General features: G+C 50.6%; 6 protein-coding genes. 3 read left to right on the forward strand and 3 right to left on the reverse strand.

The window, feature by feature from the left end:
• Nucleotides 1–72: 72 nt before the first annotated feature.
• The 3 genes from AC55FS_RS13035 to AC55FS_RS13045 are packed head-to-tail and all read left to right on the forward strand — an operon-like array spanning nucleotide 73 to nucleotide 7,352.
• Nucleotides 73–3,537, forward strand: coding sequence for a response regulator (locus tag AC55FS_RS13035; RefSeq protein WP_496932689.1), 3,465 nt, complete (start codon nucleotides 73–75; stop codon nucleotides 3,535–3,537).
• A complete protein-coding gene (locus AC55FS_RS13040) occupies nucleotides 3,534–4,799 on the forward strand; it encodes an ABC transporter substrate-binding protein (protein WP_496932690.1) in 1,266 nt (421 codons plus the stop codon). Before AC55FS_RS13035 ends, AC55FS_RS13040 begins: the two co-directional genes overlap by 4 nt.
• 9 nt (nucleotides 4,800–4,808) lie before the next feature.
• Nucleotides 4,809–7,352 carry a hybrid sensor histidine kinase/response regulator gene (locus tag AC55FS_RS13045; protein WP_496932691.1) on the forward strand — a complete coding sequence of 848 codons (2,544 nt, stop codon included), beginning with the start codon at nucleotides 4,809–4,811 and terminating at the stop codon, nucleotides 7,350–7,352.
• A gap of 68 nt (nucleotides 7,353–7,420) precedes the next feature.
• On the opposite strand, the gene AC55FS_RS13050 is transcribed toward AC55FS_RS13045, so the two are convergent.
• The 3 genes from AC55FS_RS13050 to AC55FS_RS13060 all read right to left on the reverse strand — a co-directional run bounded on the left by AC55FS_RS13050 (nucleotide 7,421) and on the right by AC55FS_RS13060 (nucleotide 11,889).
• Entirely contained in the window at nucleotides 7,421–9,586 is a 2,166-nt protein-coding gene (locus AC55FS_RS13050) for a sensor histidine kinase (RefSeq protein ID WP_496932692.1), read from the reverse strand.
• A 1-nt stretch (nucleotide 9,587) separates the two neighbouring features.
• Nucleotides 9,588–11,324: an ABC transporter substrate-binding protein gene (locus AC55FS_RS13055; RefSeq protein ID WP_496932693.1), complete on the reverse strand. Its 1,737-nt coding sequence runs from the start codon at nucleotides 11,322–11,324 to the stop codon at nucleotides 9,588–9,590.
• 358 nt (nucleotides 11,325–11,682) lie between these two features.
• A complete protein-coding gene (locus AC55FS_RS13060) occupies nucleotides 11,683–11,889 on the reverse strand; it encodes a hypothetical protein (RefSeq protein ID WP_496932694.1) in 207 nt (68 codons plus the stop codon).
• Between the last annotated feature and the right edge of the window lie 354 nt (nucleotides 11,890–12,243).

Genomic DNA, 12,243 nt, shown 5'->3' on the forward strand with positions numbered 1-12,243 from the left:
ATCGATAAGCCATAGAGCAAGCTTGCAGCTTAGGGGTTTGCTGCTAGTTTACAGTTATCAGGGAGAGAACTCATGAGCTCAATGCCACCTTTCGACAGCCCCAGCACAGTCACTAACAGGGGCACAGGCTATCGCTATGCACAAAGCATACTGGTTTTGCTCATCGCTGCCGGTGTGATGCTGTTCGGATTAGAGCAATATAATCAATACGAAGTGCGCCAAAGCTTGCTGACCGACATCGAAGTGGAACACGACCACAGCCAGCAAAGACTCGAACGTTACCTGCTAAGTAAATACGCCTCACTCAGCTTTATTCAAGCAACCCCCCCCATCGACGCCTTGATGCGAACTCAGCTCAATGGCGGTATCGATCCGCACAGCGGTTCTACCCTGCAGCAATGGCAACAGCGGTTACAGCAGATACTGTCTGCCTACATGGCCAACCATAGCGATATTCGCAACATTCAGTATCAGGATAACCAGGGGGATATCTTGGCCGCCGCCAGCCGACGTGAGCGCTTGTCGGTGGGAATATCAGCAGCCCCCCAACCCGATAAAGAGCCTTTTGGTGAGTTATCGGCTGGCCAGCTGTACGTATCAGGCATTCAATTGGCGCGACAAAATCAGCAAATAGAATACCCGCTGTGGCCAGCCATCACCTTTGCCGTGCCGATTTTCACTCAACAACAGCAGTTATTTGGTTATCTCAGCATTACCTTTGATGCCAGTCCATTGCTCGACAACTTACGAGACGGCATTGCGGCCCCCTTTGAGCTGATAGTGACCAATCAACATGGTCAGTTTTTATTGCACCCCAAACAATCGCTGGAGTTTTCCCACGAGCTGGGTCAAATGACGAGCTGGGCATCGATTTACGGCAGCGCTCCGGATGAGCACAGCAGCCAGGTGAAATACTTTCGCTTTAACGACAGCGGCCTTTACGTGCTTAGCGATCAGGTATCCCTGGGTTCACCTGAACTGAACCATAAACTGGTGCTGTACACCACTCTGCCTGATTCCGGCTTGGCACAGGAAGTCAGACAGCGGCGCGGGGATAGCTTGATTGTGTTTGCACTATTGGTCGGCTTACTGCTAATGCTGTTAGCTGGCTATCAGCAATATGTCTCCACACGCTTACACTGGCTGGCCGAGCGAGCTCAGTTTGAAGCCATTGTCGATAACTCCGCCGATGCCATACTGACCCTTGATTTGGCCGGCCGTATTCAAAGCTGTAATCGTGCCACGGAAGTGTTGTTTGGTCAGCATCAAGCCACCTTGATAGGGCAGCCTGCCCACGGCACCTTATTGGATGTAGACGATCAAGAGCTATCGCCTAAGCTGCTGCAAACGGCGATCCGAGAGCGTCGTTCACTGAAAGCCCATAGCGAAGGCTGCTTTGGTGAACGCCGTTTCCCCATTGAGATTAGCCTGATGCCAATCGTTACCGATGAAGGCGTCTACAGTGGCTGCTCACTGACCCTGCGAGATCGCAGCGAACAGGCGTTATTGGCTGAGCAAGTGGGTAATGAATACCAGCAACGTTTGGACGAACAACAACAGCAGCAACAACGCCAACAGCAAATGCTGACGCAAACCCAACGCTTGGTGAAAAGCAAAGACCGACTATTGGCAGCCATCAGCCATGAAATTCGCACTCCCATGAATAGCATTCAAGGGGTGTTAAATTTACTGTCAAAAGAAGCCACAGATCCAGGCCAGCAACGATACCTCGGCATGGCCTACAGCAGCGTGCAGAACGTCAGCCGGCTAATGAGCGATGTATTGGATTACTCCAATCTGCGCTCAGGCAAGCTGTTTTTTGAAGATATTGAATTCAGCCTGACCGCTACTTTAAGCCCTGTACTAAAACATTATGCCGAAGCGGCCTACAGCAAAGGCTTAAGCCTAATAATCGACAGCACCGAACTGGCCCATGACCGGGTGCGCAGTGACCCAAACCGACTGCGTCAAGTGGTGGATAACCTAGTCTCCAACGCAGTGAAATTCACCCGCTTTGGTTACATTTTGGTCGAGCTGAGTTCAGAAGAAGACGTCGACTATGGCATTCGTTTTCAAATGCGGGTCAAAGACACGGGCATAGGACTCGACCCCCATCAGCAACAGCATTTATTCACCACCTTTGAAAATATGGACGATGAAACCAGCGAGCGCTTGGGCGGCGCGGGTCTGGGCGTCGCACTCAGCCAGCAACTGTGCTTATTGATGGGCGGTGAACTGCGCGTGAGCAGCAATGAACAGCAAGGCAGCTGTTTTGAGTTTCATATAATCGCCTCTCCCGTGGCCGGAAACAGCCAGCATCCGTTGTACCACGACGGCGGTTACCAAGACAGCAGCTGGTTTTTGCGCCTCGACGATGAATTGCTGGTCGAAACCCTGGCCCGACAAATACGCCAACGTGGCGGTCAGGTGATCATTGCTGGCAGCGAACAAGAAGAGCAAAGTTACAGCGTCATTTTGACAGAAACCCGCTATTTAGGAGATTACGCCGAGGCGCTGCAACATGAAGGACGCCCCCACATCATGGCGCTGACGCCACCGTCGAGTCAGGCATTACCGCAGACCGGCAGCCTGGCATTAACCGAATTGACCCTGCCCGTTACCCAGGAATCATTGGCCCTGGCCTTTGCTCAGGCGGAAGGCGATCATCGCAGCCATGCCATCTTGGCCGCCAGTAGCGCACTCAACCAGGAGCGTATGTTCCAGCGCCAGCGAATACTGGTGGTCGATGATGATGAGGTCAACCTGGAAGTCATCAGCCGCCAGCTAGAAGAAATGGGATTGCGCTGCGATGGCGCCAACCACGGCGGAGCGGCCATCGAGCGATTACTGCACAGTGAACTGTTTGATCCCTATTTACTGGTATTAATGGATTGCCAGATGCCCTTAGTCGATGGCTACAGTGCCACACGTCGCATCCGCCAAGGCGAGGCAGGTCAACGTTATGAGCAGATCCCCGTTATTGCCATTACCGCCGCCGCTCAGCAAGAAGATAGACAGCGCTGTATTCGCGCCGGCATGAACGACTATTTGGTCAAACCCATGGCCATCGATCAACTACACGCCATGCTCAGTCAATGGCTGGATAGCCAGCGCGCCTTACCACGCTCCGACTCGCCCATTATGACCGCTGTAGCACCAACGACGGAATCCAGACGTCGCGATAGTGGCGACCGCCAGGACTGGAACAAATCCACAGCACTGCTGCATTGCCAACAAGATACCGAACTGCTCGCGCGGGTGGTGTCTACCTTTGCCGACAAGGCGTCACGTCAACTCAGCAACATCAGTTTGGCTGAAGAAAACCTAGCAGCGATTGCATCAACGTTAGAACCCTTGGTGCAAGACAGCGCTCATATTGGCGCCGAAACCCTGCAGCAGCGTCTGCAGCAATTACAACAAGCACTAGAGTTACAAGAAGCCCAAGATGCGGCTCATTTGCTGCAACAGCTACAGCAAGATTTACAGCATTTTTTAATGCTGGTGCGGGCCGACGTTGATATGGAGATATCTGAATGAGCGTTACTATCGAAAGCCCTGACCGCCGCCGACTGCTGGGCGGAATGTTAGCCGGTGCTGCTGCCGTATCGGCCCCCTGGGTACACAGCGCTGGCAAACCCAAACTGCGCATTTTAGGCACCCATGTCACGCTGCAAGAAGCCTTACGTCAAAGAGCCATGCAAGACCTAGGTATCGAGCTGGTGTTTGAACCGAAAGGCAGTGCAGCGGTGCTGCAAAAAGCATCGATGCAACCTGAAGCCTTCGACTTATACGAACAATGGTCGAACAGCATTGGCGTATTGTGGCGTTCCGGTTCGATTCAGGCCATCGATAAAAAACGCCTGCGCTACTGGGAGGAAATCAATGACCTGAGCAAAACCGGCAAACTCAGCAGCGAAGCCAAATTCGGTGCCGGTGATGCGCCCTATCGTATTTTGCACGTGCAAGACGACGACGAGTTGGGCACCGAACATACCGATCGCATCAGTTTTTTGCCCTATGTTCATAACGTCGATTCCTTTGGCTATAACACCCAGGTTATTAAGCCGGGCATTCCCTACGAAACCGAAAGCTGGGGCTGGCTATTACAGGACCAGTACCGGGGCAAAGTTGCCATCGTCAACGCGCCAACCATTGGCCTATTTGACCTAGCTCTGGCCGCTCAGGCCAATGGCATGGTTGAATTTAATGATATCGGCAATATCAGCCGAGCAGAACTCGACAGCCTGTTTAACCTGCTATTTGCCTACAAGCGCGATGGCCACTTTAGCGGTTTTTGGACCTCTGTGCCTGAGTCGGTCGACTTTATGAGCTCTGGCCGCGTGGTCATTGAAAGCATGTTCTCACCCGCCGTCTCCCGCCTTAACGCGCAGAATATTCCCGTGATCTATGCGGCACCGAAAGAAGGCTATCGCGGTTGGCATGGTGTGATGTGTTTGTCTTCCGCTGCTGAGGGCAAGGTCAAAGATGCCGCCTACGATTATATGAATTGGTGGTTGTCAGGTTGGCCAGGCGCCTTTATTGCCCGCCAGGGCTACTACATCTCTAATCCTCAGCGTTCGCGCCAGTATCTCAGCCAAAACGAATGGGATTACTGGTATGGCGGCAAAGCCGCAGCCACCGCTCTGCCCGGTACCGATGGCACCATTGCGGTTAAAGCCGGCGATGTGCGCACCGGTGGCAGTTATACGCAACGCTTTAGCAATGTTGCGGTTTGGAATACCGTCATGCCCACTTACGACTACAGTTTACAAAAATGGTATGAGTTTATTAGTAGTTAGGGTTTCTTCATGTCGCTAAAGCAACAGATTTTATTGCTGCTTACTGCCATCATGGCCAGCTTGGGCCTGCAAATACTGTTGACGCACAACAACCAAACAGCTCTGTTAGAAGCCCATCAGCTGACCACGGATGCCTATGTGGCCGCTGAGCAGGTCTACACCTTAGAACGGCAGGTGCTCGACCTACAGCGCAACGTACTCATTTATAAGCAAACCGCCAGTGATAGCGCCAAACAACGTTTTCAGCGCCAGCTGGCAGATGTTTTTTCCGGCATCAAGGCCATGCGTAACAGCCCTCGCTTTGCCGATGACCTGGAAAATCTTGAGCGCATGCAAAAGCATTTACAAGATTATGGTGAAAACTTCAGCTCCGTCGTGGCTGGCCGCCAACAGCAATCCGATATCATCGCACGTCTCGTTGACCAGGCACTGCCCGCCCTGCAATCGGCCTTAGGCAATAAGGATGCGGGAGCCTATCGGCTGAAGAACCACTTATACGAGTATTTATCTAGCCTAGACCCACAATCAGCCAACGCATTTAATGCCGAAATCAAACGTTTAAAGACACTGCAAAAGCCATCACTGGATTTAGTACTCAATCGATTGAGTATTGATTTTCGCCGTTTAAGGCAGATTAATCGGGGTTATATTTTTCTCACCAATGTCGTCATGACGGGCTCGGCTAACGAATTTCTGCATCTGACACGGCAATTACGACTGCATTCAAACAAGCTGCAGCAACAAGCCGCTGAGCAAGCACAACTGACTTCCGACCAAGCCAAGCGCAATAATCAGCTAGCTGCCATACTGGGCACCGCACTGACTTTAGTGGTAGCAGCACTACTGCTGCGCATGGTTATTTCTCCGATTCGAAAGCTCACCAATGTGTTTAATCAACTCACTCGAGGCGAAGCCATTGTCGAGTTGACCGAAAGCAAACTCGGCAACGAGATCGGCGCCCTGGCACGAGCAGCCACAGTATTCCAGCAAAAAAACGAGCAAACACAGCAACTGCTTGAACAGTCACAGCAGCTCAATGCGCAACAAGAACAGCTTAACCAACAATTGGCACAGGAAAAGCAAAAAGCTGAAAAAGCCACCGCCATGAAAAGCGAGTTTTTGGCCAATATGAGCCATGAAATTCGCACCCCCATGAATGGCATCATTGGCTTAATTGATCTGACGTTAAAAACAGAACTAAACGAAAAACAGCGCTTCTACCTTGAAAAAGCAGCTTATTCTAGCCAGCTAATGATGGGGGTAATTAACGATATTCTAGACTTCTCAAAAATCGAAGCCGGCAAGCTGGATATTAGCCCGACGACGGTCGAGCTGAACGCACTGATTGATAACTTAATTGCCTCGCTACAACCTAAAGCGGCAGAAAAACACCTAAGCCTTCATATCGACGTTGATCCCGACCTGCCTAGCCAGATTATTATCGACCCACTGCGCTTTAGCCAAATACTGCTGAACTTAGGAAGCAATGCCATTAAGTTTACCGATAGCGGACAGGTAGACATAGTCTTTGAACGTCAGCAGGACACTATCCAGCTAAGCGTACGTGACACTGGCATTGGCATGGACACGCAGCAGCTTGAGCGAGTATTTGATTCATTTACCCAGGCCGATGGCTCCACCAGCCGTAAATACGGTGGTACGGGGTTGGGGTTATCCATCGTTCGCCAACTAGTGTCTTTGCAGCATGGCAGGTTGGAAGTGGAATCAGAGCCTGGGCAAGGCAGCTGCTTTATTGTTTGGCTGCCACTAAAGGCACAGTCGACACAGCCCATTTTTCGTCCACCCAGCAATATCCTACTGATCAGCGACGCGCCCAATCTCAAACTGCTGCAGCAGGGTTTTAGCATTGAACAGATTCAACCTTTGCACAGCTTAAGCTCGATCGCTATCACCCAGTCGGCCCTGGTGTACATCAGCCAACGTAATGATTACGAAATGGTGATACGAGCCATACCAGATAACCATCCCCCGCTGGCATTATTGCTAGCAGAACCGTGGCATAAGCTTTCCCCACCGGCACAATCGCTTAAGGTGTTAACTCAACCCTTTTCACCGGCAGGCCTATCAGCACTGCTAGCGAGCCTCGATCAAGATGAGCTGACATCTGAAACCGAAGATAAGCTCATCGAAGCGCAAACACCCACGCAATCACCATCACCGACCTTTAGTGGTAAAGTCCTGGTGGTCGATGACAATAAAATCAATCAGCTGGTGGCTACCAGTATGCTGGATGAACTGGGACTGCAACATGAAGTGGCCGACAACGGTGAAGAGGCCATATTAATGCTCAATCTACACACGTTCGATCTGATCTTAATGGACATACAAATGCCGGTTATGGGCGGTCTGGAAGCGACGCAGCTGATACGTAGTATGGGCTATGAACACTTACCGATTTATGCCATGTCAGCCAATGCACTGCCAGAGCATGTCCAGCAAGCTGAGCAAGCGGGCATGACAGGCTACATTAAAAAACCGGTTGAATTTGAACAATTATGCCAAGTGTTAACTCCGATTCTTAGTACCGACTAACGCTTAACATTTCAGATTCGATAGGTGTGAACTGGTGTAAATGCCATCAACACCGAGAACCCCGACCGTCAAATGGAAAAGCTATCGCCCTCGTGTTCTTTGGCTGGCGGCGGGCTCAAAGGAACCCTAACAACAAACTCAGAGCCTTGCCCCACTTGGCTAGTTAATTCGATAACACCACCCAACTTATGCCGTACAATGTTGTACACCATATACAGCCCAAGCCCAGTTCCGCCGGTGGCTTCTGCCGTGGTGAAAAATGGATCAAAGATGCGTTTCTGTGTGTCTTCATCGATGCCAACACCGTTATCGGCGAAGGTTAACGCCAGCATATCGTGATCAGCCGTTGCGGATATATTCAACTGACCACCATCATCAGCAAACGCATGTTTAGTTGCGTTGACGATCATATTACTAACGACATGATATAGCGCCCCAGTAAAAGTCTTTATTATGATGCCAGCATCAATATCCACGTTTACCACGACATGGCTGTTTTTTAAACTCGGCTGCAATGTCAGTAACACATCGTCTATATGATTTTTTAGAACAATGTCTGTGACACTCTCTTTCGACTGACCTACCGATATGCGCTTTAATGTCGATACCAGCTCCGTTGCTTTTTCAATATTCAGATTAGCGATATGGATCGACTCACCTACTTGTTCAAGAAAGCGAGAAAAATCCCGTGACGTTACTTCGCCGCAATGAAAGCTTTGCTGCATCGTCTGATGATGCTCTTTACAGAAGCTAATGGCCGTTACCGCATTACCCAACGGCGTGCTGATTTCGTGAGACACACCGGCCACCATTTGCCCCAAGGAGGCCATTTTTTCCGACACAATCAGCTGCTGTTGAGCTTCAATCAAATCGATAGTGCGTTGCTTAAACTGTAATTCCAACGCTTCATTCGAGTCAGCCATTGTTTCAGACGACTGTTTTAATGACGCCACCATACGATTAATCGCACTAGACAGCACTCCCAACTCGTTATCTCTCCCCTCTTCTGCCAACTGCGAGAAGTCTCCGGCTTCAACACCTTTGACAACGGCCAGCAACTGTTTCAAGGGTTTATTGAGAACACGAGAGATCAAATGATATATGGCCAGCGCCATCAGCAAAAAAGTGGCGATAGAGAGCACAGTCAACTCCCGAGCGAGGCTCATCGCATGGCGCGTCAAGGGCTCGGTAGAATTGAGTGCCATTACCTTAAATTGCTGTTCTGAAAGGCTCGGTATATCCAAGTCAACTTCGGCTACGAGATGCTCTTGCCCTTGCACTATTAGGCTGTCTGCTTTGCGTTTAACACCGGTCAACGACAAACTGGCCGCAACGATAGATTGCTGTGACGACAGCGCCAGATCAGCCCCGACCTTATCGCTTATCGACAGCACAGATGCCGAGGTTGGTTGCATCACCCCCAATATCAAAACACTTCGACGATGGCTTAACTGCCAAGTACTGGGATCAGACAAAGGTAAAAACACCGACGTCCAGATGGAAATCGCGACGCCATCATTCAGTGCATCAATCGACGTACCCGAATCGCGTTTGTCTTCCGGCAAATAGGATAAAAACTCCGCTGGCAAATCATCTGCCGGCTGAATCCCCATCTGCTGATAAAAGAAGTCCGCTTTTTTTTGGTAGATAGCGCTGACATTAAATATTTTTTCATAGCTAGACAGAGCCGATATTTTCACCTTATAAACTTTATAGTCAGGGTAATCTGAGCGCTTTAAATGGCGAAAGAACCACGCATATTGCTTATCAACCACCAATGATGGCAGCTTTACCTTTCCGTCAAACTGCCCAAAAGGTGCCAAATGGTACACCGCGATCTGATCGATGGCATGCTGTGCAATAAAAGCCCTTAGTGGGTTAACCAGCTTGATTTGGCTGAGCAGGTAATAGCTAGTTTCAGCGTCCGAAATGGCGACGCCAACGTTGGCTGTGTCTTCCACATACAGTGGACCATTTTGCACCAACAGTGTCAGCTGCTCAGCGACTGCTGAGTTGTATTCAATATCATCCAGCGCTCTGTGCGCGGCATACACCTGCCCCTCAAATTCGGCCTTAAACAGCTGCGCCGCACTGTGAGTTCGCTCTACCAGAAACGTTTTGAGATCCTTGCCTGACTGGTCTCCAACCAGCCATGCAATAGCAATCGAGAAGAATACAAAGAAGATGGCCATCAGCGCCATCAGCTGCCGTCCGATGTAACGACTCAGCCACATATCAACGAGTACCTGTCGATCGCCACTGTTTCACAACCACCTCATAAGGCTGTGTTTGCGGCCTCTCTCGGCTTCGCTTGGGCTTGGGAGCGCCCGGCTGCTGCAACCAGTATTCCTCCGTTTGCTGTGGATTAAGCAAAGGCGCATATTTAATTCCCTGCAGTTGGCTCATGATGTCATCCTGTGCCTGAGCAATGTTATTCATGGCATCTGTCGCAGTGATTTTGCCGTCGATGGCTTTATCCAGATTGGGCCACCAGGCACGAAACATTAATGGATAATGAGGTACGTTTAGGCCAGTTCCCGTCCATTGTTTTACGGCATCACTTTGATAAAACTCGATCAGACCGCCATAACGCTGTTTATTGGCCTGAACCCAAGGTGTTTTTAACGTACTGTGGCGGACCGGTGTACCGCCCACTTTAAACTTTGCTAGGGCAACGGTTTTACTGACGCAGAACTGGGCCCACAACCAGGCTGCAGCACGTTTCGCTCCCCTAGTGCTCTTTGGCAAAGTCCAGCTGCCGGCATCCTGGTAACCCACTTTCATGCCCGGTTGCCAATAACGACCATGGGGCGTAGGCGCCACACGCCAAACCGGACGACCATCAGCGGCCAACATGTCAGCTTGATGATAGGCCGGCTCGCTGAGCCACAAGGTGTAAAGAAAGATCTGCTGAGCCACGCGCCCGCCAGCGGCAGTGACGTTATTATCACGAAACGTGCCCGCTCTGGCTTCAGGTGGGGAATATTTTTTTAGCCAATCGATATAGGTTTGCAAGGCATAGATAGCCGCAGGGCTATTGGTCGCACCGCCACGGCTAACACTGGAGCCGCGAGGAATGCGATCTACCGCTCGGATGCCCCATTCATCGACCGGAGAGCCATTGGGCAAGCCCTTATCACCCGCCCCGGCAATCGATAACCAAGCGTCGGTAAAACGCCAGCCCAAGCTAGGAGATTTTTTACCAAAATCCATATGGCCGTAGACTTTGACGCCATCGATGGGTGTCTGACTAAAAAACTCGGCAATATCCTCATAGGCGGCCCAATTCACCGGCACCCCCAAATCGTAACCTTTACCGGCACCGTATTTGTTTTCGCTAAAGGCTTTAAAGTGGGCCTTGATATCAGCGCGGTTAAACCAGTCGTAGCGAAACCAATACAAATTGGCGAACTGCTGATCCGGCAGCTGTAGCTGGTTGCCATCGTAGTCCTGACCAAACTCTAAATTAATAAAATCATCCAGATCCAGATAAGGGTTGGTATAGGCGCTACCTTCACCGGCCATATAATCGGATAAATTTACCACGCCTTGGATACGGCTATGGGTGCCGATATGGTCGGCGTCATTGACATAAATATCGTATAAATGCACGCCCTCGCTCATTTGCTTAAGCATGGCCTCAACCACAGCACCCTCACCCAATATGTCGTATTGCACCCGAATACCGGTGAGGGCCGTAAACAGAGGTGCCAGCACGTCACGCTCCCAGCGGTGGGTGGGAATATCTTCACTAACAACAGTAATGGTTTTGTTGGCAAACCGTCGTCCTGCCGCCTCAAACCAGCGCAGCTCCTGACGCATTTGCTCTGACGTTAGCGCACTGTCACCGATACCCGTCAGCATGGCGTCCAAGTCTTTTTCGTCCAAGACGCTACTGTTGGCATGAATGGGAATGGATACGCCGGACAGGCAACACAGTACTAACAGTAAAGGCCAGTGCTTGGCTTTCATGATGTGAACCACAGCAATGCTACCTACTTACCCTAGTTTCTGTTGCCGCATCGCTCAAGTCACCCTTCCGACCTGTCTAGAAGCTACGCACGACGGTACTGACGGTGCCTGTTAATACACCTCGTATATAGGGCGAAGCCGCCGCTTTTAGCCTGATTCGTATCTAAACGAGACGTTAAAGGCGCCGGGCTAGCCGACCTTTATCGCCTGTGCTGCTCGCTAGGCTTAGTGTCTGTATAATCGTGCCATCGATGAGATGGCTTGCAGTGAAAGACCATCACACTTTCCAGCCTGCCGACCAGCCCAGCAGTGGACGTGTTGGCTTTGTTCCCCTCAGCTGCCTTTAGAAGCCTGATAATTACAAAACAAAACCACCGTACTTGGCCACCCAGCAATCAAACCACTCGCCAACCCAATGGGCATTGACGCCGATGAATCTGCCATGCCAGTGGCGGCCCATTGGATCCTGATCTAATGAGTTTTGGATGGCGTAGATAAATTGGGTGAGACGCACTGCGTTAGCGGTGATGTAGAACTGATTGACAAGATAGCCAAGAAACAACATAACGCGCAGTAAACCAAGCTCTGATGCGGGGCTGCAGATGTTAAAAGCCGATATAGAGTTGATTCCGCTAGAAGCAGGTGTACTTAGTGCACATCCGGTGCTCACCAAGCCGTGTATCTTGGAGAATGCCTTTGGGCGCATTAACTGTTGGCCAAAGCGCTCTCCTGATTGTAAGAATGTTCAGGAAGTATATGGTTCTTCATCGCACTTAATGGATAATAGGCAAGCACGCTTTCCAAGAAGAAGCGTGAGAGAAACAAACACATCCAACAGCAAATCAATGGCCTGATAGAGACACCTCGAATGGCTCAAGCTGGAAAACAGGCTGACGCGTTATTAATCGGTTATGCATTA

This window comes from Bacterioplanes sp. CLAM21 (assembly GCF_059641015.1).

What these genes read in the sequence shown, in the direction of transcription:
- AC55FS_RS13060 (WP_496932694.1), bottom strand. Translation starts at nt 11,889, where the DNA reads ATGTTGTTTCTTGGCTATCTTGTCAATCAGTTCTACATCACCGCTAAC.
- AC55FS_RS13040 (WP_496932690.1), top strand. Translation starts at nt 3,534, where the DNA reads ATGAGCGTTACTATCGAAAGCCCTGACCGCCGCCGACTGCTGGGCGGA.
- AC55FS_RS13055 (WP_496932693.1), bottom strand. Translation starts at nt 11,324, where the DNA reads ATGAAAGCCAAGCACTGGCCTTTACTGTTAGTACTGTGTTGCCTGTCC.
- AC55FS_RS13045 (WP_496932691.1), top strand. Translation starts at nt 4,809, where the DNA reads ATGTCGCTAAAGCAACAGATTTTATTGCTGCTTACTGCCATCATGGCC.
- AC55FS_RS13050 (WP_496932692.1), bottom strand. Translation starts at nt 9,586, where the DNA reads ATGTGGCTGAGTCGTTACATCGGACGGCAGCTGATGGCGCTGATGGCC.
- AC55FS_RS13035 (WP_496932689.1), top strand. Translation starts at nt 73, where the DNA reads ATGAGCTCAATGCCACCTTTCGACAGCCCCAGCACAGTCACTAACAGG.